Annotated in this window: 18 protein-coding genes; 8 read left to right on the plus strand and 10 right to left on the minus strand. The window is 34.7% G+C overall.

Annotation, left to right across the window (positions count from 1 at the left end):
- Positions 1-148 precede the first annotated feature (148 nt).
- Both ACFIL7_RS02065 and ACFIL7_RS02070 read left to right on the plus strand, forming a co-directional pair.
- On the plus strand, positions 149-367 hold the full coding sequence (locus ACFIL7_RS02065; RefSeq protein WP_375643864.1) for a hypothetical protein: 219 nt from the start codon (positions 149-151) through the stop codon (positions 365-367).
- Positions 368-375: 8 nt separating this feature from the next.
- The gene (locus ACFIL7_RS02070; protein ID WP_375683289.1) at positions 376-1413 is read left to right on the plus strand and encodes a tyrosine-type recombinase/integrase; all 1038 of its coding nucleotides are present in this window, start codon (positions 376-378) and stop codon (positions 1411-1413) included.
- 84 nt (positions 1414-1497) lie between these two features.
- Here the strand turns inward: ACFIL7_RS02070 and ACFIL7_RS02075 are convergent, their stop codons facing one another.
- From ACFIL7_RS02075 to ACFIL7_RS02090, 4 genes are all read right to left on the minus strand, one after another.
- On the minus strand, positions 1498-2865 hold the full coding sequence (locus ACFIL7_RS02075; RefSeq protein WP_375634743.1) for an amino acid permease: 1368 nt from the start codon (positions 2863-2865) through the stop codon (positions 1498-1500).
- Positions 2866-3346: 481 nt separating this feature from the next.
- Complete coding sequence (locus ACFIL7_RS02080) at positions 3347-3706, minus strand: hypothetical protein (protein ID WP_375634742.1); 360 nt, start codon at positions 3704-3706, stop codon at positions 3347-3349.
- Between the two features lie 398 nt (positions 3707-4104).
- On the minus strand, positions 4105-5643 hold the full coding sequence (gene hutH, locus ACFIL7_RS02085; protein WP_375634741.1) for a histidine ammonia-lyase: 1539 nt from the start codon (positions 5641-5643) through the stop codon (positions 4105-4107).
- Positions 5644-6961: 1318 nt separating this feature from the next.
- Entirely contained in the window at positions 6962-7738 is a 777-nt protein-coding gene (locus ACFIL7_RS02090; protein ID WP_375634740.1) for a class I SAM-dependent methyltransferase, read from the minus strand.
- A 422-nt stretch (positions 7739-8160) separates the two neighbouring features.
- On the opposite strand from ACFIL7_RS02090, the gene ACFIL7_RS02095 reads away from it, so the two are divergent.
- From ACFIL7_RS02095 to parE, 4 genes are all read left to right on the plus strand, one after another.
- Positions 8161-8787 (plus strand): LemA family protein, encoded by a 627-nt coding sequence (locus ACFIL7_RS02095; protein ID WP_375633780.1) that lies wholly within the window; start codon positions 8161-8163, stop codon positions 8785-8787.
- Complete coding sequence (locus tag ACFIL7_RS02100) at positions 8787-9638, plus strand: TPM domain-containing protein (protein WP_375633781.1); 852 nt, start codon at positions 8787-8789, stop codon at positions 9636-9638. Before ACFIL7_RS02095 ends, ACFIL7_RS02100 begins: the two co-directional genes overlap by 1 nt.
- Positions 9639-9784: 146 nt before the next feature.
- Positions 9785-10522, plus strand: a complete 738-nt coding sequence (lipB, locus tag ACFIL7_RS02105; RefSeq protein WP_375633782.1) for a lipoyl(octanoyl) transferase LipB — start codon at positions 9785-9787, stop codon at positions 10520-10522.
- Between the two features lie 80 nt (positions 10523-10602).
- Entirely contained in the window at positions 10603-12669 is a 2067-nt protein-coding gene (gene parE, locus ACFIL7_RS02110) for a DNA topoisomerase IV subunit B (RefSeq protein WP_375643287.1), read from the plus strand.
- A gap of 17 nt (positions 12670-12686) precedes the next feature.
- On the opposite strand, the gene recJ is transcribed toward parE, so the two are convergent.
- Complete coding sequence (recJ, locus tag ACFIL7_RS02115; RefSeq protein WP_375634738.1) at positions 12687-14471, minus strand: single-stranded-DNA-specific exonuclease RecJ; 1785 nt, start codon at positions 14469-14471, stop codon at positions 12687-12689.
- 295 nt (positions 14472-14766) lie between these two features.
- On the opposite strand from recJ, the gene rplM reads away from it, so the two are divergent.
- On the plus strand, positions 14767-15231 hold the full coding sequence (gene rplM / locus ACFIL7_RS02120; protein ID WP_015856544.1) for a 50S ribosomal protein L13: 465 nt from the start codon (positions 14767-14769) through the stop codon (positions 15229-15231).
- A gap of 2 nt (positions 15232-15233) precedes the next feature.
- Positions 15234-15719: a 30S ribosomal protein S9 gene (gene rpsI, locus ACFIL7_RS02125; protein ID WP_015856545.1), complete on the plus strand. Its 486-nt coding sequence runs from the start codon at positions 15234-15236 to the stop codon at positions 15717-15719.
- 312 nt (positions 15720-16031) lie between these two features.
- Here the strand turns inward: rpsI and ACFIL7_RS02130 are convergent, their stop codons facing one another.
- The 5 genes from ACFIL7_RS02130 to ACFIL7_RS02150 form a co-directional block, all read right to left on the minus strand.
- Positions 16032-16397, minus strand: coding sequence for a response regulator (locus tag ACFIL7_RS02130; RefSeq protein ID WP_345096953.1), 366 nt, complete (start codon positions 16395-16397; stop codon positions 16032-16034).
- A 545-nt stretch (positions 16398-16942) separates the two neighbouring features.
- Positions 16943-17302, minus strand: a complete 360-nt coding sequence (locus ACFIL7_RS02135; protein ID WP_375613153.1) for a hypothetical protein — start codon at positions 17300-17302, stop codon at positions 16943-16945.
- 2197 nt (positions 17303-19499) lie between these two features.
- The gene (locus ACFIL7_RS02140; protein ID WP_375633785.1) at positions 19500-20288 is read right to left on the minus strand and encodes an ABC-2 family transporter protein; all 789 of its coding nucleotides are present in this window, start codon (positions 20286-20288) and stop codon (positions 19500-19502) included.
- Positions 20272-21096, minus strand: coding sequence for an ABC-2 family transporter protein (locus ACFIL7_RS02145; protein WP_375634737.1), 825 nt, complete (start codon positions 21094-21096; stop codon positions 20272-20274). The genes ACFIL7_RS02140 and ACFIL7_RS02145 overlap by 17 nt, the downstream gene beginning before the upstream one ends.
- Positions 21071-22090, minus strand: coding sequence for an ATP-binding cassette domain-containing protein (locus ACFIL7_RS02150; protein WP_375636967.1), 1020 nt, complete (start codon positions 22088-22090; stop codon positions 21071-21073). The genes ACFIL7_RS02145 and ACFIL7_RS02150 overlap by 26 nt, the downstream gene beginning before the upstream one ends.
- Between the last annotated feature and the right edge of the window lie 630 nt (positions 22091-22720).

Below are 22720 nucleotides of genomic sequence, written 5' to 3' on the forward strand. Positions count from 1 at the left end.
AAAACAACTCTCAACAAAAGCTGCTTAACCTTATGGGGGTGTTTTGTTCCCCGCATATCTACGAGCACCCCCACCCTTTCATAACAACTTTTAAGTCATGCGTGATTCACGAAATGGGTAAATTGCGTCTCAATGTAGGAGAAAAGATATGGCGCCTCGTAAAGCTATCATAACGCAAGCAGACATTGCACGAGCTTTAAGAGAAGCAAAAAAGCAAAAATGCGAACTCATAGAAATCAAACCTACCGGTGAACTGCTTATCTATCTTAAAGCAGATATTCCAATACCAAACTCAACAGCACACCCAGACAAACTTTTAGATTTGTCAAAGAATGAATATTACGAAATCGCACTCTCTAAGATGTAAAATTGATCATGCCAAAACCACGCCCCCCTCATCTCGTTAAACAAATTACCCAACATGGCAAAATCGTATGGTATGTACGTATTGGTCATGGAAAACGTATTAGAATACGCGGAACTTATGGAACACAAGAGTTTGTTGACAACTACAAAAGCGCACTTGCCGAATTACAAGGCATAATCCCTCCAAAACCGAAAATCGGCAAACTGATTGAAGGGTCATTTGCATGGCTGCTTAAACAATACTTTAACAGCTCTAATTGGCATAGCTACACTAAAGCTACAAAAAAACAAAAAGAACTCATCCTTATGAAGGTATGTGATACCATAGGAAACATTCCATACAAAGCAATTGAAAAGAAACATATCATAGCCGGCGTTGAACGACGCAAAGAAACACCAGCAATGGCTAGAAACTTTCTGAAAGCCCTTAATGGGCTTTTTAATTGGGCGATTGACCAAGGTCTTTTAGAAAATAATCCAGCCTTAGGTGTTAAAAGACCAGCCCTTCATAACAAAGATGGGTTTGCTGTTTGGACAGAAGAAGATGTTGAGAAATATTATCAAAGATGGTCCCATGGTACCCATGAACGCGTTTGGATTGATGTCCTTTTGTATACGGGTTTGCGTCGTGGTGATGCGGTCCGCATTGGCTGGAAAGATGTAAAGAATAATATCATTCACATCAAAACAGAAAAGAGCCAATTTAAAACAGATGTCTTTCTACCTATTTTACCGGAATTAGCCAAAACGCTTGAAGTTGGTCCTATTGGAGAAGAAACATTCATTTGTGGTAAACGCGGAAAAAAAATACCCAAAAAAAGCTTCGGAATTACATTTTATAATGCTTGTACCCAAGCAGGTATCAAAAAATCAGCGCATGGCTTAAGAAAATTAGCAGCAACACGCGCAGCTAACTCTGGTGCAACAGTATCACAATTGAAAGCACTCTTTGGCTGGACAAATGACAGTATGGCATCTCTTTATACCAAGAGCGCAGATCGCAAAAAACTCTCCCTTGAATCGATACAAAAGCTCCAAAAAAGTTAGGGATAGAGATAAAAAAACATAATAGAATCAATAAGCACCTAATCCCTTACTACAAATATAACTTTTTGATTTAATTATTATTTGTTACCGTTGCTTAAAATTATAAAGTTTAAGTGCATAGAAACAAATAACAAGCCAAGCAATCCAACTAACACCTATAATTAAAACTGGTCGTGTCTCATCAAAGTACCATAGGAGAATAAAAATAAAAACCATAAATAAAATAGAAAAAATCGATCCTATTGGCCAAAATGGAATGGGAAATTTTAAACCATTCTGAGCTTCTTTAGGCATCTTAATTCGCATAAAAAATTGTGAAAGTAGAATCATCATCCAAACAAAAACTGTCGCAAATGTTGCCATTGCAGCAATAAGAAAAAAAAGCTTTTCATGATAAAAATAATTAAGGACAGCACCAAGAAGAAAAATACCAAAGATCATCAAAATAACAAAAACTGGTATACCGTTTTTTGATAAATATTGAAACTTTTTTAAAGCATAACCTTCCTGCGATAAACCATGGATCATACGACAAGCACCATACATTCCACTATTCATTGCTGAAATAGCCGCTGTAACAACAACAATATTTAAAATATTTGCTGCATATGAAATCCCAAGATTTTCAAAAATGGATACAAAAGGGCTATCCATGAGACCAATCTCATTCCAAGGATAAAGAGACATTAAAATAGCTAACGTCATGACGTAAAAAAGCAAAATACGAACTGGAGTAGAATTAATTGCCTTTGAAATCGTTTGATGAGGGTTTTGAACTTCCATGACTGCCATGCCAATGATTTCTATGCCACCAAAAGCAAAAACAACAACACTAAAGCAAGCTAAAAAACCAAACCAACCATTGGGAAAAAGTCCACCATTTTTCCATAAATTATGAACAGTAACGGTAGAAAAATCTGTACCTTCACCCCACCCCCAAAAAATAATTGCTATTCCTAAAATAATCATCGCAATGATAGCGATAACTTTAATAGAAGATAGCCAAAACTCTAGTTCACCATAGACTTCTACAGCAGCTAAATTAATACCTGTGATGATTAATGTAATACTCAGTGCCCATACCCAAGGAGCAACATCAGGATACCAAAACCCCATATAAGTCGCAAAAGCTGTAATATCAGCCAAACCAACAAGAATCATCTCAAATACATATGTCCATCCCGTTAAAAAACCTGCTAATGGTGATATGTAATTTGCCGCATAACGAGCAAAAGAACCAGGCAATGGATTATGAAGTATCATCTCTCCTAGAGCCCGCATAACCATAAAAATAGCTAAACCAGCAATACAATAGGCAATCAAAACACTGGGACCCGCAAGCTTAATTGCCTGTGCAGACCCATAAAAAAGACCTGTTCCAATAGCAGAACCAAGAGCTAAAAAAATAACTTGGCGTTTACTCATCCCTCTTTTCAGTTCATTTATTGCCATTTCTTTCCTTACTTTTTGAAATGCTGACAATCCACACCACGATAACAGCTCTATGAGAAATAAAGCCTCATGTTTCTTTCACAAATATATTTCAAAAAACATCGAAGACCAGCCAGTCCAACACTTTGCTCTAAACAATGAAAAAATACTTTTATTGCGTATTGCGAATTATTCAGCTTTTATATATTGCGAATTATTCAGCTTTTATAGCCTGCAATTTCGTATTATTTTATTCAAATAAAGTGATAATGAATTTTTTCATAATTGTCATTTAATTCATTTCGTATTCTCTAGTTTTTTTACAGAGAAAATTAACCTTAATGTAATCTAAACTTTAGGCTTCTATTTCGGTGCACTGAAATAGAAGCCTAAAAATTCATAACAAACACATTAACTATGCATACAATTAATTTTTTGTTACTTTAAGCAAACTTTCTTTGAGCCCATAAAACAAACTTTTTATGCCAATTGAATAGCTCAATCAATGATAATACGAATCTCGCAAGTTTTCAAAAGCATGAGAAAATTTATCTACAACCCATCTTTTAAGGACTCCAGCTGCCTTAACGACAAGCTTTCCAATGAAAAAAAAATATACGATAAAAAGAGCATCTTTGATTATTGGTCCGATGATAGCGTTCTCATTACCTCTGGGAATTTGCCCTGAGATAGCAATAAAATCTTTGTTTTTCGCTGAAATAAGAGGCTCTTTCTCTTGGGCCACTATCATAATGAAAACTTCCTCTGGAAAGCTAGCTCTCCTAAAATTTGCATGAATCTCAAGAATTTGAGAGAAAAAAAGAAGTGTTATTAAAACACATAATTTAGCACTTTTAAACATTCTTTTCTCCTTTTTTATTTTAAATATCAAAAATGAACTATAAAATTCATAAAGTATTAAAAATAAGAAGAATATAAAATAAAAATTTTATTTTTACTTGATACAATACATATATCATAATTTATATTTATAAAAATACAATATCACGAATATATAATTCGTATATATTATTTAACTTATATTAAAATTTCTGATATAAATCAGAAAATATAGGTGCTTTAATTTTATAGTTTCTATAAAATAACAAAATATCTAGTTAACTACAAAAATCAGATATATACAGTAATAAATATATAATTTATTAAATAATTCAAATATAGTATTGCTCCTCTATATTTTCATATGAGGAAGTTTCAAAATTCAATATCCCCCCTTCAGCATTGACCTTAAAACAAATACTATTGAAAACTTAATGAAGGAAAAATTGTTTCTGGTAAAACAGATAATAAGTGCCCTTCACGCACAAGTATATGTGCTTGATGAAGATCTGGAGCCAGATAGCGATCTTCCTTAAGAGAAGCAACATTTTTTCGTAGACATTCCATAACAGATTGCAAAAAAGTACTTGTTTTTAAAGGTGCACGATATTCAATTCCTTGTGCTGCAACAAGCGTTTCAATGCCAATAAGTGTAAAAAGATTTTCGCTCATTACCAATAACCGACGCGCTCCATGGCAAGCCATTGAAACATGATCTTCTTGATTGGCAGAAGTTGGGGTTGAATCAACGGAAGCAGGATGGGCCATTTGCTTATTTTCAGACATTAAAGCTGCCGCTGTTACTTCAGCAATCATAAAACCTGAATTAAGACCCGCATTATGTGCTAAAAAGGCTGGAAGTCCATAAGAAACTGCTGGATCAACCATAAGAGCAATACGCCGTTGAGAAATAGATCCTATTTCACATAAAGCAAGAGCAATCTGATCAGCAGCAAACGCTACAGGTTCAGCATGAAAATTCCCACCTGATACAACTTCACCATTCCTTAAAATCAATGGATTATCTGTAACAGCATTTGCTTCAATAATCAGTGTTTTTGCTGCTGCCAGCAAAATATCAAAACATGCCCCCATGACCTGTGGCTGGCAACGTATACAATAAGGATCTTGTACACGCTCATCCCCCTGTAAATGTGCTGCACGAATTTCTGAATCCTCTACAAGCTTTTCTAATGTTTTCGATACGGCAATCTGCCCATAATGTCCTCGTAAAATATGGATATCAGGATGAAATGGCGCCGTTGATCCCATGATAGCATCTGTCGTCAAAGCCCCTGCCAACAATCCACCACACAATGCCCGATAACCTCGAAAAAGACCAGCAAGTGCAAGGGCTGTTGATGTTTGAGTCCCATTAATAAGAGCTAGACCTTCCTTTGCCTCTAAAATAATAGGGGACAATCCCGCTTTCTCTAATGCAACCGCCCCACTCATACGAATATTTTGAAAAAATGCTTCCCCTTCTCCCATCATAACAGCCGCCATGTGAGCAAGTGGAGCTAGATCACCTGAAGCACCAACAGACCCTTTTTCAGGGATGACAGGAATGACGCCCTTTGCAAGCATATTTTCCAGCAAATTTACTAATTCTAGACGAACTCCTGAAGCCCCTTTTCCTAAAGAGATAAGCTTTAAGCTCATTATCAAACGCACAATATTTTCAGCTAAAGGCTCTCCTACCCCACAACAATGGGACAAAATAAGGTTTCTCTGTAAAACAGCGACATCGTCCGCATCAATTTTAATGGAAGCCAACTTCCCAAAACCAGTATTAATACCGTACACAGGCTCACTTCCAGCAGCAATTTCAGCAATGCGCTGAGCCCCTTTCTTGATAGCTAAATGCGTGTCATTATGAAGTTTACTCACTTCACCATTAAAATAAATAGCTGCAAGTTCACTAAGCGTCACTTCGCTCGGTTTCAGTATAATAGTCATAATTTACTTTCTTTTTTTATCAAAGTATAATGTTTAGCATTATTGATCCTTCTATAAAACAAAAAAACTATAACGACTCTTTAAAACGAGAATGCTTTCTTAAAGACATTCCTTACAGTGGAGTCATTATTCAAAAGTAGAATAGTTTACGATAAATGAAAATGAAATATTGACAAGCTCAACCAAGGTCATGGATTTCAAAAATAGACAACACATTAATTTATAATCATGATCTAGCATTATTAATATTAAATGAGAGAGCGGAATATCTTAAGATTCTTTCATTCCAAATCTGTGTATGTTGAATCAATCAAAACCATTCGCTTGCACGTCATAAGCGAGATTGTCGTATGGATAAAACTGTACAAAAAAGGACTAAAAACTCCTCTTATAAACCATGTCAAGGGCTGTCGCAACATTGGAAAATGACAAAGTGTGTGATGGTGCAGGCTTATTCTTTTATGAAGCGTAAAGATGGAGAACTCAATGGATTTATCATCAAGCTATTCCTACTAAACTTATAAAAACCTTAAATAGATAGCTGCCACAATCTATCATGATTGCAAAAATTAAACTCTATAGAAAATTAAAAAACTTATTCAACACATCACAACAGAGAAAAAATTGAGCTTATTTGCCACTTCTAAAATTGTATTTAAAGCGCCAGATTAAACCTTGAAAAACACATCTTCAATAAAACCACATAAGACTCGGACTAACCCGTTATTTAAAATAGAAAATAAAAGAAGTTTTCTTATATCAAAAAAAATTAATTAATATATTGTTTTTATATTATATCTTCTAAAAAGAGAAATGCTTCATATAGCATATTTATATTTTACTTTTTGTTATATTCAATCTGAATTTAGAGATAATTTCAAAATGAGTTGTTTTTTAAAGGTTCTTCCAAGCCATTACCTTTTTTACTACAAATTTCTGATTATGATAATTTTTTGTACTTTTTCAGTTATTTTTGTCAAAATTTATTAAAAACACTCTCATTTAATAATAAAAAGCAATCATAAAAACAAAGAATTATCAAATATTTCTATTCAATCTACCTCTTTCCATTTTATAAAATAATCTGTTGTTAAACTGCAGTAAAGAAAGCGCTTCGATGCTATAATGCAGTGCATAAATTTTCTATTTAAACTCTCTCATATTAAATGAATAATGAAAATCAACGGTAATAAGATGTCAATGTGAATGCTGAAGAAAAAAACTTTCCCCCTCAAAGTCTGCCTTAATAATGCGTTAATTTCCTGAATACCGCCCACTCTGATGTGCTAAAAGAGCAAAAGCAATCATCGATATCGGATTATCCTGCATACATATAGAGCTCACTTCGATACAAAAGCTCCAAATTGCCTTGCACTTCATATTTCTTTATCAATGCGACCAATTGCCGCAAATATTCTTCCCCATAGAAAGCAATAGCGCGTTGCGCTTGCGTTGAAGAGCGGCTCATTCCAATAAAAGCTTCAGATGGGATCATCATCGTCCAATTGTGCGTATGAAAAAAAATCTTTTCTGGATCTACCCCAAAGCCATCACTCATTTCCTGTAAAAAATCAAAATTACGATAATACCGAGAATAGTTCGGACTCATTTTCTCTAACAATGTCTCATAAGCCTCTAGAAATTCGCTATGCTGGAAATCGCGATTATTTTGAATAACCGCCATGACACCATTGACCCGAAGTTGATCTGAAACAGAACAAAGCAACTTAGAACGATCCATCCACTGAAACGCTTGCGCTGCAATGACAAGATCAACCTCGCCAATTTGAGGCAATAGGTATTCGGCACGGCCCTGATACCACTGCACCGTAGGAAATTTTTTTCGCCCCTGCTTAATCATATCTGCCGATACATCGATAGCATGATATTGGTGCTCATTTCCTAAAAATTTAACAATTCCCTCTAATGCGATGCCTGTCCCAGCACCCACATCCACAATGGACAAATGCTTTTTGTTCTTAAAAGGATGGAGCATGGTTTTAAATAAAGTAAGGGGATAGCGAGGACGATAACGATCATAATCATTAGCCAATCCATCAAACTTTTCACTTTGCCGCTGAACACTTTCTATCATAGGACTTTCACCCTCCTTCTCAATTACTACCATACATAATAAAAAAGCCTTTTTTATCCAATTTATTAAACATAACTTCTAAAGGAGGAAAATAAGAACTGCCCTGACCTTCTATCTTTCCATAAGATTGATACTTACATTTTTCTCTTTTCCAATTGTTATCTGCACGTTGCGAAATCCAAAACTCCTACGAAAATAATATAATTTTCTGTAATAATAATTGATATAAATATTATTGATCTTTTATAAGATGACATCTATATTACTATTATTATTTTAATATCAACAAGTCACTTAAGCGTACCTAAAACGCATAGAGATATCAATTTATTGATAAATACGCCTGTTTATAAAGTTCAAAATACTTTCCACCAAGAAAATAAACCCTATATAATACATAAAATATCTGTGGAGACATCTTTATGTTAAATGTACAAACTTCTTCAATGTTTAAAATATTAAAAAAATTTCCAATCGTGATTTTTTTGGCATGGTTAGTGCCATTTTTAAGTGGGTGCGGATTTAATACGATACCAACAAATGAAGAAAAAGCACATGCAGCATGGAGTGAAGTGCTCAATCAATATCAACGTCGTACAGATCTCATCCCCAATCTTGTAGAAACAGTTAAAGCTTACGCAGCTCATGAACAAAGCGTTTTCACAAATGTAATTGAAGCACGCGCCAAAGCAACGCAGGTCAACATTAATGCAGATATGTTGAATAATCCAGAAGTTATGCAGCAATATCTCAAAAATCAAGCAAATTTATCAAGTGCACTTTCGCGGCTTATGGCTGTTGTTGAAAACTATCCGGATCTTAAAGCAAACCAAAACTTTCTTGCTCTTCAATCACAATTAGAAGGAACAGAAAACCGTATTTCCGTTGCGCGCCGCGATTATATTGAAACAGTACGTGCCTACAATACTGCACTCAAAACAATGCCGACGATGATTTGGGCAAAATTATGGTTTCGTGATGCTAAACCTATGCCAACTTTTACCATCGATACTGATAGCCAACAAACACCAAAGGTTAATTTTAATTAATGAAATCATTTCGATACTCTTTGCAACGTATTGTATTTCCAAAATTATGGGCTTTTATCTGCTCTCTGTATTTAGTTGCTGCATTGGGAAGTATCGCTTGTTCGCAAATAAAATTTCCTCATTTAACAGGTTATGTTAATGATGTGGCTCATTTGCTCGATAATGCAACCAAAGAAGACTTGACAAAAAAACTGGCAGCACTCGAAGAGAAAACGGGAGATCAAATTGTTCTTGTGACACTCCCTACTCTTTCTGGCAATGATATAGAAACATACAGCAATTCTCTTTTTCGTACATGGGGATTAGGCCAAAAGAAGATCAATAATGGTGTATTACTGGTCATTGCACCGAATGAACGCACAGCACGTATCGAAGTTGGATATGGTTTGGAAGGAGAGCTAACAGATGCTCTTTCCTCTGTCATTATTAATAGCTTCATGATTCCTAATTTTCGTGAAGGAAATTATCAAAAAGGAATTGCTGAAGCAGTTGATGCAATTATCAAAGTTATTACAGAAAGTGATTCTGATTTTACTTTTCGCATCAAAGAAAAAGCTAAAATCGTTGAAGAACAACGTAAACAAGCTGAAAAAGAAGAAATAATTATAAATACAATCATGTTTCTCATTCTCTTTATAGTCGTTGGTTTGCCCATTCTTGCAATGATTTTTGGTAAAAAAGTGGGTCCACAAAAGTATCTCTGGCTGGGGATCATCTTCACACCTTGGTTTCTTAACTTAAGTGCCGGTGGCAGATATCCTGGTGGAAGGTTCGGTGGTCCTCGAGGTGGAGGGGGATTTAGGGGTGGTGGTGGATCATCAGGTGGTGGTGGTGCAACAGGAAGATGGTAAAAGGAACGTGGATTTTTAAGCGTAGCAAATCTTCTTAAGATAAAATTTATGAACGTATTCTCTTTTATTCAACAATTCTATACCTTACTCTGTAATCACTTTTATTGATTACAAAATAAACTCAAACATCAAGATAAATATTACCAATGACATTTGAATTGAAACATACGGATCGTAATCACTTATCACATCATTTTAATGCAATTCTAGGAAATCCACCCGTTGAATGGAAGATAAGTGATCATCTAGTTGAGTATCCTGAAGCTCTGCGTTATATGCAAGAACGTGTAGAAAAAATTCTTGCAAAAACCGCGCATGAACAAGTTTGGCTTCTTGAACACCCTTCCCTTTATACAGCGGGAACGAGTGCAAATAAAAAAGATCTTTTAGCGCCTAATTTATTCCCTGTTTATGAAGCAGGACGTGGAGGTGAATTTACATATCACGGTCCAGGACAGCGTATTGCTTATATCATGCTTGATCTTAAACGCCGAAAACAAGACATTCGTGCTTTCATTAGTGCATTAGAAGAATGGATCATACAGATGCTTGCCAACTTTAATATTAAAGGCGAACGCAGAGAAGATCGCGTTGGTGTCTGGGTTAAACAGTCTCATTGCCCATCAAAACAAAATGATCTTTCTTCCGAAGATAAAATTGCAGCTATTGGCATTCGAGTGCGCAAATGGATAAGTTTTCATGGAGTTTCTATCAATGTTAATCCTAACTTAGCCCATTATTCAGGAATTGTTCCTTGTGGAATTACAAACCACGGTGTAACAAGCTTTCTTAATCTCGGTTGCCATGTAGCAATACATGATGTTGATATTGCTCTCAAACACGCTTTTGAACAAATTTTTGGCCCAACAATCGATGTTTCCTAAGTGCATTGATTTTTAAATAAAAAACAGGCATAAAATTATTTTAATAATATTTGATTTTATGAGGTGGATAGTTAAACGCTATGAGCGATAACAAAAAGGATCTTTTTAGTGTTTTAAATAAAGCCCAATCTCGGGTAAATACAAAAGAAAACACTCTGCAGTCTCCAATGAAATCAAACGCGATGATTTCAAGAAAAAGTGCAAAAGATACGCAAGAAGATGACTATAATGCCCTCTCTATTCGAGTTCTTGAGGGTTTAGAGCCTGTACGTTTACGCCCTGGAATGTATATTGGTGGAACAGACAGTAAAGCGCTTCATCATTTATTTGCCGAAATTATTGATAACGCGATGGATGAAGCTGTTGCGGGTTATGCAGATTCTATTGAGGTCTCATTAGATAGGAACGGTTATATAACCGTTACAGATAATGGACGCGGTATTCCTGTTGAAAATCATCCTCAAATGCCTGAGAAATCGACTCTTGAAGTTATTATGACACAACTCCACTCAGGGGGAAAATTTGATGGAAAGGCTTATCAAACTGCAGGTGGACTTCATGGAGTAGGAATTTCTGTCGTCAATGCTCTTTCTGATGATATGGAAGTTGAAGTTGCACGAGAACGAAAACTTTACCGCCAACGTTTCTCACGTGGTATTCCTCAATCTGGATTGGAAGATCTGGGAGATGTTTATAATCGTCGTGGTACGCGCGTTCGTTTTCATCCTGATCATGAAATTTTTGGTGAAAAAGCAGCTTTTGATCCAGAAAAAATCTATAAGATGACATGCTCCAAAGCCTATCTTTTTGGTGGCGTAAAAATTCGCTGGTCTTGTGATCCCGTCATACTTGAAGGCGTAAAAAATATTCCTGAAAAAGCTGTTTTTCATTTTCCCGATGGGCTTAAAGACTATTTACTTTCGTCACTAAAAGATGAATATCGAGTAACGTCAGAAATTTTTTCTGGCAAAACACAACACAATAATGGCCATGGCTCCGTTGAGTGGGCTATCGCTTGGCATGGTGGTGATTCTTGTGTGCAATCTTACTGCAATACGATTCCTACAGGAGAAGGCGGAACACATGAAATAGGATTACGTCAAGCTCTTTTGCGTGGATTGAAATCCTACGCTGAGTTAATAGGAAACAAGCGCGCAACGATTATTACGTCTGACGATATTATGATTTCAACAGCCGCAATACTTTCAGTCTTTATCAGTAACCCTGAATTTGTTGGACAAACAAAAGATCGATTAGCAACCATTGAAGCACAGCGTATCGTTGAGAATGCAATCCGCGATCCTTTTGATCATTGGTTAGCAAATTCCCCACAAGAAGCAACAAAACTTCTCGATTGGGTTATTGAACGTGCTGAAGAACGTGTTAAACGACGCCAAGATAGAGAAATAAGTCGAAAAACTGCTGTCCGTAAATTACGTCTGCCCGGTAAACTTGCAGATTGTAGCCAGAACCATGCTTTGGGTGCTGAACTATTCATTGTTGAAGGGGATTCTGCAGGAGGATCTGCTAAACAAGCAAGAAATAGAGCAAACCAAGCAATTTTACCTCTTCGTGGTAAAATCTTAAATGTCGCCAATGCTGCACATGAAAAAATGAACTCAAGCCAAACAATTAGCGATCTTATCCTTGCTCTTGGATGTGGAACACGCTCCAAGTATCGTGAAAAAGATCTTAGATATGAACGTATTATCATCATGACAGATGCTGATGTTGATGGTGCTCATATTGCGTCACTGCTCATTACCTTCTTCTTTCAAGAAATGCCTGACCTTATTCATCAGGGACATTTATATCTTGCCGTCCCTCCCCTTTATAGAATATCGCAAGGAGGAAAAGTTGCTTATGCTCGTGACGACATTCATAAGGATGAATTGCTCAAAACTGAATTTACTGGAAAAGCTAAAATCGAAATCGGGCGTTTTAAAGGGCTGGGTGAAATGCGCGCAGAACAACTTAAAGAAACGACTATGCATCCTCAAAAACGTACATTGCTTCGTGTTTCTATTGATGCCGTGGAAATGCAAGAAACGAAAAAGACTGTAGAAAGTCTCATGGGAACAAAACCAGAAGCACGATTTCGTTTCATACAAGAAAACTCTACTTTTGCTTCTAATCTAGACATCTAATGTAAAAAACATCCCTTTCAAACCACTGCAGCTGCGTCAATCACGCGCAGTTGCGGATTGATCGTTCCATTCCAATAATTCAAACTAAGATGACCAGCTAAATGAATCATTTCACCAATATTTTCAAAAAGAAAATCACCTAGCGATGTCCCTACAGCACGAAAAGCTATTCCTTGCAATTTTTTTCCTTCAACATTAGATACAACGAGGCGAAGATGTCCTTTACCAACTTCAGATAGATTCACCAGTCTATGAGAGGGAAGAACAAAAACAGGTGTTGCATTCCCTGCTCCAAATGGCCCTGCTTTTTCAAGCAATTCAAACAGTGCTTCATTAACACCAGAAGCAGAAAGAGAACCATCTATACTAAGAGATTTTTTTGCACGCAACTGTGAAACCATTAAAGAAACTTTTTCTTCTAGCCATTTTCGAAAGATTTCAATTTTTGTTGATTGAATTATAATTCCTGCGGCCATACTATGTCCCCCTCCTTTTTCTAATAAATTTAATGTAACAGCTTCACGAACGAGTGCTCCTAAATCTATACCATTAATTGAGCGTCCCGACCCTACGCCATTTCCATCTTCTTTCAAAGCAATAGCAAAAACAGGACAAAAAAAACGCTCTTTGAGACGGGAAGCAAGAATACCAATAATTCCCGGATGCCATTCTTTATGAGAAATTACAAGTGACAAGGGTATTTCTTGATCTTGATAAAGAGATGCAATGTAAGATTCCGCTTGTGCTAATTGAATGTTCTCCATTTCTTGGCGTTCTTGATTAAGCTGATCTAATTGTTCTGCTATTCTGTCCGCTTCATCTTTATTCTCACAGCTAAGCAAACGTGCTCCCAAAGCTTGATCACCAATGCGCCCTCCTGCATTAATTCTAGGACCTAATAAAAAACCTAAATGAAAACTATTAAGCGGCTCCCCTATTCGTGAAACCTTTGTTAAAGCTGTTATTCCTGGATTATGCATAGAACGAGCAACTTGAAGCCCTTTTATCACAAAAGCACGGTTAACCCCCTGTAATGGAACGACATCACATATGGTTGCCAATGCAACAAGATCAAGCATACTTAAAAGATCAGGCAGCTGCCCTTGGAATTGTTTTTTCCGCAGCAAATGATGAACCCAAGCTAACGTAACAAAAACAACGCCCGCTGCACATAAATGCCCCTGTTTAGAAAAATCATCAGGGCGATTAGGATTGACAAGAGCAACGGCTTCTTGATGAATCTCTGACATTTGATGATGATCTAAAATCACAACATCAGCACCAGCAAGCCTCGCTGCTTTTACCGCATCTGGACTATTTGCGCCACAATCAACAGTGATAATTAACCGAGCACCTTCTTGCACAAGCATCCTCATTGCTTGTTCATTCGGACCATAGCCTTCAACAATACGATCAGGAATATAAATTTTGACTTCAATACCAAAATAACGAAAAAAACGCGCTATGAGTGCTGAAGAACAAGCACCATCAACATCATAATCACCAAAAACAGCAACCTGTTCTTGATTGAGAAGAGCCTTAACAATACGCTCTGCAGCGCATTGCATATCCCTAAAACTTTCTGGATCCGGCATAAGTGTACGCAATGTTGGATTAATAAAAGCAATAGCCTCAGCTTCATCCACATCTCTTGCTGAAAGTACTCGAGCTAACTGATCTGGAAAACCAAATTTTTGAGAAATAGCGCGCGCATTATTTATCCCTTGAACATCAAGGGCATCTAACCAAGCTTGACCACAAGCAGAAGATTCAACATTAAGAAAATAACGAGACCACTGCATTATTACTTATTTTATAATGAAGAACGATAAAATACAATCATGCGTTAAAGATAAAATAGTCTTTTGCAACATTCATTTTAAATTTAAATGGTCCACAAACTTCTTTAATGTAGTATTATAATACCTTTCTCATAACATGTTGTTTTATAAAGTTTTTATTTTCTCTTGACGTCAATCAAAAGACATTATATCAGAACAAGTGGTATGCGTTAAATATTTCGCTATGGTAACAATTTTCAACGCAAAACAGTAAAAATTCCCTTATATTAAAAGGGTTCTAATAAAGGATACTTCTATGGCAACTTTTTCACAAAAGCCAACTGAAGTGGTGAAAAAATGGGTTATTATTGACGCAGAAAACCTTGTTTTAGGTCGTCTTGCCACATTTGTTGCTAACCGCTTACGTGGCAAACATAAAGCTACATTTACTCCACATGTTGATGATGGTGACAACGTTATTGTCATTAATGCAGATAAAATAGCTCTCACTGGCAAAAAATATACGGATAAAAAATATTATTGGCATACCGGCTATATTGGTGGAATCAAACAACGTACAGCACGTCAACTTCTTGAGGGGCGTTTTCCCGAACGCGTTATTGAAAAAGCGGTAGAGCGTATGATTCCTCGTGGACCTCTTGGTCGCCGTCAATTGAAGAATCTACGTGTTTACGCTGGAAGCCAACATCCACATGAAGCACAACAGCCTGAATCTCTTGACGTTGGTGCTTTAAACCGCAAAAACAAAAGGATTGCTTGATTATGGCTGAAATTAATTCTCTTTCTGAGCTTAGCATAGTAACAAGTATTACAGAAACACATGAAAATGTTGTTCCTGTCCACGTGCAAAAGCTTGATTCACAAGGACGTGCTTATGCAACAGGAAAGCGTAAAGACGCTGTTGCACGCGTATGGATTAAACCAGGTTCTGGAAAAATCACGATCAACAATAAGGAATTTGACAAATATTTTGCTCGTCCTGTTCTTAGAATGATTCTTCGTCAACCAATTGTTGCAACAAACAGGGATACCCAGTTTGATATTATTGCAACCGTTGCTGGTGGGGGGCTTTCCGGACAAGCCGGTGCAGTGCGCCATGGCATTTCCAAAGCTTTAACCTATTACGAACCAGAACTTCGCTCAATCTTAAAAAAAGGTGGTTTTCTTACCCGTGATAGCCGTGTTGTTGAACGTAAGAAATACGGTAAAGCAAAAGCACGTCGTTCTTTCCAATTCTCAAAGCGTTAATTTCATTTTTTGTACAATGCATAAAGCCTCGGACAAAAACGGGGCTTTTTTAAACTGCTAAAACAGACTTTTAGATGAATGTAGGAACAAATCTATACCGATTAGAAAAAACAAGAATGCAAAACAACCTCTTCTCTTAAGATAAAAGGCAAGAAAAATAGACCGAAAAAATTCAAAACTTCAGTTTCAATTTTTAAAATCTGTTTTACTAACTTGAATATATCCACGTGCTGAAGCATAAAAACATTTACGCGACGACTTTAGCAATCTTATAAGCTTTTCAATGTTTTTTCTATTATCACTTAACAAGCTTTAGTCCAAGAAATGCTTTACCATTGTGATAAAATGAGGGACAGAAATAGGCTTTGACATATATTCTTCACATCCACTGGCACGAATTCGCTCCTCATCGCCTTTCATAGCAAAAGCTGTTACAGCAACAACGGGGATTGATCGAAGTTTTTCATCTTCTTTTAATTGTTTAATAACATCTATTCCAGAGACCTCTGGCAACTGGATATCCACAAGAATAAGAGATGGCATTGATGAACGCGCCAAATCTAATGCCATAAGACCATTACGCGTTTCAACGGTTTCATAACCACTCGCTTCTACAAGATCGCGAAATAACTTCATATTAAGCTCATTATCTTCCACGATCATGACTTTTTTTGACATTCGTATAACTCCACCCTTCTCAGATAAAATAGAGAAATAGAAATGAATCCACATTCTCTTTGCTTAAGATAAAATGATAAAATGAATTGTAAACCACAAAGAGATTAAAAGATTCCAATAAAAGCATTTTTGCAAATATTTGTAAGACGCATCGCTATACTTATTCAGTTCATCAACATAAAACCCACAAATAGTCGTAAGATTGTGTGACCTTGTATTTTTTGAGTTGATATACAAAGTTTATGGATATCTCAATTAATGCATTCGCGTTTTCATCATAAAAAAAATATCAACCACAAACTTAGCTCAAATGCGCATTTTGAAGAGAAAAAAATTTAAGTAAATTTAAAAAGCAACTGATTAGCTGAATTTAATGCACCATATACAGGCATCCACAAAACAATATCTTAATGATATAAAAGGATAAACTTATCAAGGTCATTAAGATTAAAAAAAATAAATAAACCGTGATTAAATATCACGGTTTATTTAATATAAAACATTCAATAACAGCATAATTCAAAGTTTATCAAGGATAATATCTTTTAATTCAAAGCCCATGAACTATGAGCAAAAGCATCGAATGTTCTTCCACCTGTCTCTCTGTTAGGACTCGGTGGCTTTCTAGTAAAGAAATATACAAGATATGCGATGAGACCAAAAATCGCTGTCTCCAACCCCATTAAACCCGCAACTTTTTGGACATTTTTCTCAGCCCCTTGTCCTCCAAACTGGCTAATAATCATATCAACAGCTTTAATAACTCTATTTTCCTGTGTCATTACAGAAATAAAACCAGCATTTTGAAATCTGCCATTTAAAGAATCAGCATTGGCTCTTAAAATCTGTGAAAAGAAAATCGCTACTGCAACAAAACATACTATACAATGCTTGAATATTTTCATCATAACCACCTAATTACAATATTTAGTAAAATAAATTTTCTTTACCGCCCCCTCTAAATAGAAAACATTCCGTTATCTATCGATAAAGTATATTTATCTTCTAATAATAAAAATATAATACAAAATTTAATTAATAATTTTATTTTATTGTTATTTTTGTGTTATATTAAACTTATAATATATCCGCTACATGTTTATTTAATAATTGTCAATTATTTTATTTGTAATTTACATTATGTATGTTTAATGATAAAAATATATTAAAATAAAATTATTTTATTGTTTTTATTATAAATTTAGCTTTATTGTTATAAATATTATTATGATTTTATAATATAAAAAATATCAATATGTTGTTTTTTTGTTACACATAATATTTTTATTTTTTGTATAATATAGTAAAATAAATATTTTTATAAAATAATTTTTCCTTAGTATAGATTGAGAAAAAATATTTGCCCCAGCTACAATTAGCGTAAGAACCAGCTTAACTCTTTGATTAAAAAAGCTAAATTAGGTAAGATAAGGGATAACTTTGGTGAATGCGCCAAATCTAATGCCATATGCTATTACACATTTCAACAATTTCACAGCCATGCGTTTCTACAAGAACGTGGAATAATTTTAATAAAGTTCATTGTCTTCCAGAATTATAACTTTCTAACATTAATATAATTCCACGACTTTAAGATAAAATAGAGAAATAAAAATGAATACACCTTCTTTCTAACTAAGATAAAATGATTAAAAATATAAATCATAAAAAATTTAAATAACGTTGATATGGATAGATTATTTGCTAGCAAACAATCTTCTCTATTAAATCAGAGTGTTCACTATTGTGATATTTTAATCTCAATCACTACAACACTTCAATAACAGACTAAAATATAGATTCACTATAAGCTTAAAATAAAAATTTTGGAATTGATCATACATACAATGAATGAACCGTAAAATACAAAAGTAATCATAACACTAGAAAATGAAAAAGCTTATCACTCTTGTTCACTATCCCTTCCTCTCTCATTTTTTCTGTGTTATTTTTAAAGTCTTGTAAAAGATATGAATTACATGCAAAAAAATTTAGCCCTTTGTAATCTCTACGCCATCAATCACATTAGTTTTATTAATGATAAGCAATAACATCTGTATAGCTCTAAGCTTAGAGAGTAACACCAGATTAAAGTATAATTTTTATTTATTGTAAAAGAGGATGTAAAACTCCATTTTACTCTTATCATTGTTAAGAAAAATTGAAAAATGAGCTTATTAATATTTAAAAAATAGAAAATATTTTTTTACAAAATAATATCTTATTTAATTACTTTTTAAAATAACCTATTTAAAATAATATAAATATATTATGTTTATATTGTATGTGTTTAAATTGTATATTTTTAATTAAATAATAATATTTATAATAATACTAAAATATTACATAATAATTATCTTTCTATTAAATAGAATAAGAAATTCACAAGAAAATAAAGTATAATTCTCTTTGTTTACAAGAACAACAAAGAAATATATTTAATTATGTTATTGAACTCAGTTGCGTTGCCATCGTTTTTGCCTGCTTGGATTGGTGAATCCTTTTATTTCCAAGCAATTATTAACTGAATTTTGACTGCTCAGCATGCTGAAAAATCTCTATGTGATTGTTGTCTTGATAATTGCTATCATGTTGTTTGGCGAAGCTCTTAGCTTTCTATCGGGCAACTTAAAAGCTTTATTCTGTCAATTTTCTTATTGTTTAAGCAAAAACTCATCCACGTAATAATATATTGAATGTACCAACAAAATCCGCACGAATAACCACATTTTGCACATATAAAAATTACCCATCTTTGACAGTTTTTTAGCACTATAAACGCAACAAAAGTAAATTTTGCTCGGAGGAGAAAGCACTACTAATATTGTACACCATCTTACAATTGGCTTGTGTCATCAAGCAGCCATCCAAACTCAAACTAAAACTGATCTAAAACCAAGAAATTTAACTCTATGATTTCTGTTGTAAATTCTTTGCTCATAGCTATAGAAATACGACCGATTTTATGCATGAATATGTCTAATAAAAATCCTCATGTGTAAATTTTACATACCCTATACCGCCAGGATAAATAACGATATTTTACAGTACGATAGAATTTTCACTCAATTTTTTATTTTTATAATCATGATGACTTTTATATTATCCCCCTAATCCATTAAATTTACGCATTGTTTTCTTATAACTTATGAAAGTCATGACCATGGAAAGAAAAGCGCTCAACAGAAGATATCCAATATTCCATTCGTCTTTACCAAGCAACAATGACACAGGCAAGGAAGCAGAAAAAGCCATGGGAAGCATAAACAAAAGCCATTTTACAATGCTTAAAGGATAAATTCCTATTGGCACAAATGAAAGCTCGTAAATCATTTCATGAAAATATTCGACAGGCATCTTACGGCTAATAATAAATGTTATAAAATTGAACATCATGAAAAAACAAATATTGACGATAAAAACACAAAATATTGCAACAATAAAAGAGATCCATCTTAGCTTAAGATCAGAAATATTCGGTAATGATACAAATAAATAGGCACTAACATAAAGGACAAAGAGCTTGATCAAATTAAGAGGTTTACACCAACCAAACAACATCAACAACCAGATTGAAACGGGCTTTATCAAGTATGGTTCAATTTTACCATCCGCTACTTTTTCAAAAAACGTTTCAATAGAATTAGTAAAAATATTCAAAAATATTCCAAGTAAAACAAAGACAACAAAGATAAAATGGATTTCATCTCTGCTATAGTTACCGATCTTTCCTGAAAAAGAAGATATTCTATCAATAAATATGAATTGAATAAAATAATAGCATAGAGAAAGCATAAACTCCCCAGCCAAATTCTTACCATAAACAATCTGTCGGCGGATATTCAGACTGATAAAATGAAGGATGATTTTCATCTCAACCACCTGCTCCATTATATGCTTTCATCCCTTTATTCCAAGCAATATAAATTAAGAATAAAAAACACAAAATATAAGTAAAACTTCCGAAAATAAACTGCTGAAACAACGCTAAATTTTGCGTCGCGAAAAACTCGGCAGGAGCTGATATCATGAAACGATAAGGATTAAATTGCATAAGCGGAATAAGCCACACCGGCCAAAAAGATGGTGGTAAAAGAACACCCCCAAGAAGCGCTGAACTGAGAATACTGAAAGAAAGTAATATATTGTACTCAATCACCCAAAAGCTTAATAAGGCAATTCCAAAAGAGATTAAAAAACAAAGCAATTGTGATAGAATAACAACCAAAAAAAAGAACAGAAAAGCGATGACCAATCCCAGAATATTTTCATAGGATAAAACAAGCTTAACAACAAAAAGAGCCAATAAGGGAATGCTATATAATACACTCTCCCCTAAAAAAGTAAAAAGCATTTGTGTCATATAACTAAAGGGCTTTGTAAGATATACTTCTAATTGACCTTCTTTAACATGATGAGAGAAAAACTTAATCACATTATAACCATTATTTAAGCGACCTAGGACTAAAGCAAAAGCATAATAATACATCATATCATAAAAGCTAAAGCCATTTATGGTGTTGCCCGTATCAGAGAAAAGTGCATTCCATAATAGAAGTTGAATAACAAATGGCGAAAGTGTCCCAATGATAATATCGGTAAAAAACATTGCTCTATCACTTAGAACAGTCAGTAATCCATTCTTGGCAAAAAGAAACATACCAAAGCAGTGGTTAGATAAATTCTTTAAATTTAACACGGAGCATCTCTTCAAGCGAGGGAGTGGATACAGAGAACGTACAGTTCAATTTGGTTGTAATTTCGCGTACAAAACGCGCAAAATCCTCACGGGGCAACGAAACCTCCAGCGAGCATTCTTCAGCGTTAAAGTACTTATCTTTTAAAGGAGTAGATAATTTCAACGCAATCTCATCAATTTTTTCTACAACAGCTGAAGGTGCCGCCAAGTGTTCACAAAAAAGTGTCATTCTCACCAAAGAAGGAATGACATTTTTAAGCGCATGAAGATTACCATGAAACTGTTTCTTTCCTTTATGCAAGAGAATAATATCATCGACGTATCCATCAATATCTCCCATATCATGACTTGTGATGATATACCCAGTGCCACGCTCCCTTTTCAGTTTTTTAAGAAGCTCCCTGATTTCATGCTTAGATGTAAGATCAAGACCAATACTTGGCTCATCGAGAAACAACAGTTTAGGTCTAAAGGAGAGATTAAATGCCAATTCACTTTTCACTCTCTCACCCAGACTAAGTATCCGCACTGGCTTATCCATAATATGCTCAAGACCCAGTAACTCAGCGATCTCTTTAAGATCACGGGTAAAAGAGGCGCGTTCAAGACCATATAATGGTTGAACCATATCCAGACTGTAGCGTAAGGGCAAATCCCACCATAAACAATTCTTATGACCAAAGACCACACCCAAAGACTTGAACAGATTTTTCTTCGCTTTATAAGGATCAACACCAAGGACTTTAACACATCCCTCATCAGCGTATTGTATACCAGAAAGTATTTTAATCAGTGTCGATTTACCCGCTCCGTTAGGGCCAAGAATTGCTAACGATTGCCCTGAAAAGAGGGTGAAACTCATATCTTTTAACACATAATGATTTGTATAATCCGGCTTGAAGAGAGAAAACACCTTGTTTTTAAAACCAATTTCTCTGTCAATGTTGCGATATATTTTTGAGACGTTATTAACGTCAATCAATAATGATCCCATCAGTCACTCCTAATTTCAACTTATCTCCCCTTTGAATGTTCCCATAATAAATATCTGTTTTTGTTCACTAGAAAAAACAAAAGTGTTCAAGCCCTCCCTAGAGCAATAAAACGCACCTGACGTTTTATCTCCAATTTTTTGTCTAGATATTTTTTCAATGTGATGAGTTCACTTCAATGAAGCATTAAGATACTAAAAACTTATTTCTTCTTTTATGAAAGATAATCTTTTGGATAAACTAAGTAAGTAGAAAAATAATTGGTCATTGAAAGGAGAGCTTTGCTAAGAAGGCTTCATTGTGTAAGCAAAGATACAAAGCATAAATCTATACTATAAGCATATCAAACCACATTGATAACAAAACAAAAATCCTTGACAACAGGAATTTTTTGAGAGGCTACTTTCCCTCAGCATTACTATAAAATGCCTCCATTATTCCCCATGAAAAAACTAAAATTGCTTTCACTATTTTAGTAAATATCTTTCAGATTTTATCTAACTCATCTCCCTCAACAGACACGCCTCCCCAATATATGACCTCTGTAGATAATTCAAAGGAGCAGCTTCATAAACTCAGATTATTAAACGATACATCATATCCAAAAATAACAATACAATCAATTATGGATA

This window comes from Bartonella sp. AP3QHHD, from assembly GCF_042195765.1.
GTDB lineage: Bacteria > Pseudomonadota > Alphaproteobacteria > Rhizobiales > Rhizobiaceae > Bartonella.

What these genes read in the sequence shown, in the direction of transcription:
- ACFIL7_RS02065 (WP_375643864.1), top strand. Translation starts at nt 149, where the DNA reads ATGGCGCCTCGTAAAGCTATCATAACGCAAGCAGACATTGCACGAGCT.
- ACFIL7_RS02070 (WP_375683289.1), top strand. Translation starts at nt 376, where the DNA reads ATGCCAAAACCACGCCCCCCTCATCTCGTTAAACAAATTACCCAACAT.
- ACFIL7_RS02075 (WP_375634743.1), bottom strand. Translation starts at nt 2,865, where the DNA reads ATGGCAATAAATGAACTGAAAAGAGGGATGAGTAAACGCCAAGTTATT.
- ACFIL7_RS02080 (WP_375634742.1), bottom strand. Translation starts at nt 3,706, where the DNA reads ATGTTTAAAAGTGCTAAATTATGTGTTTTAATAACACTTCTTTTTTTC.
- hutH (WP_375634741.1), bottom strand. Translation starts at nt 5,643, where the DNA reads ATGACTATTATACTGAAACCGAGCGAAGTGACGCTTAGTGAACTTGCA.
- ACFIL7_RS02090 (WP_375634740.1), bottom strand. Translation starts at nt 7,738, where the DNA reads ATGATAGAAAGTGTTCAGCGGCAAAGTGAAAAGTTTGATGGATTGGCT.
- ACFIL7_RS02095 (WP_375633780.1), top strand. Translation starts at nt 8,161, where the DNA reads ATGTTAAATGTACAAACTTCTTCAATGTTTAAAATATTAAAAAAATTT.
- ACFIL7_RS02100 (WP_375633781.1), top strand. Translation starts at nt 8,787, where the DNA reads ATGAAATCATTTCGATACTCTTTGCAACGTATTGTATTTCCAAAATTA.
- lipB (WP_375633782.1), top strand. Translation starts at nt 9,785, where the DNA reads ATGACATTTGAATTGAAACATACGGATCGTAATCACTTATCACATCAT.
- parE (WP_375643287.1), top strand. Translation starts at nt 10,603, where the DNA reads ATGAGCGATAACAAAAAGGATCTTTTTAGTGTTTTAAATAAAGCCCAA.
- recJ (WP_375634738.1), bottom strand. Translation starts at nt 14,471, where the DNA reads ATGCAGTGGTCTCGTTATTTTCTTAATGTTGAATCTTCTGCTTGTGGT.
- rplM (WP_015856544.1), top strand. Translation starts at nt 14,767, where the DNA reads ATGGCAACTTTTTCACAAAAGCCAACTGAAGTGGTGAAAAAATGGGTT.
- rpsI (WP_015856545.1), top strand. Translation starts at nt 15,234, where the DNA reads ATGGCTGAAATTAATTCTCTTTCTGAGCTTAGCATAGTAACAAGTATT.
- ACFIL7_RS02130 (WP_345096953.1), bottom strand. Translation starts at nt 16,397, where the DNA reads ATGTCAAAAAAAGTCATGATCGTGGAAGATAATGAGCTTAATATGAAG.
- ACFIL7_RS02135 (WP_375613153.1), bottom strand. Translation starts at nt 17,302, where the DNA reads ATGAAAATATTCAAGCATTGTATAGTATGTTTTGTTGCAGTAGCGATT.
- ACFIL7_RS02140 (WP_375633785.1), bottom strand. Translation starts at nt 20,288, where the DNA reads ATGGAGCAGGTGGTTGAGATGAAAATCATCCTTCATTTTATCAGTCTG.
- ACFIL7_RS02150 (WP_375636967.1), bottom strand. Translation starts at nt 22,090, where the DNA reads ATGGGATCATTATTGATTGACGTTAATAACGTCTCAAAAATATATCGC.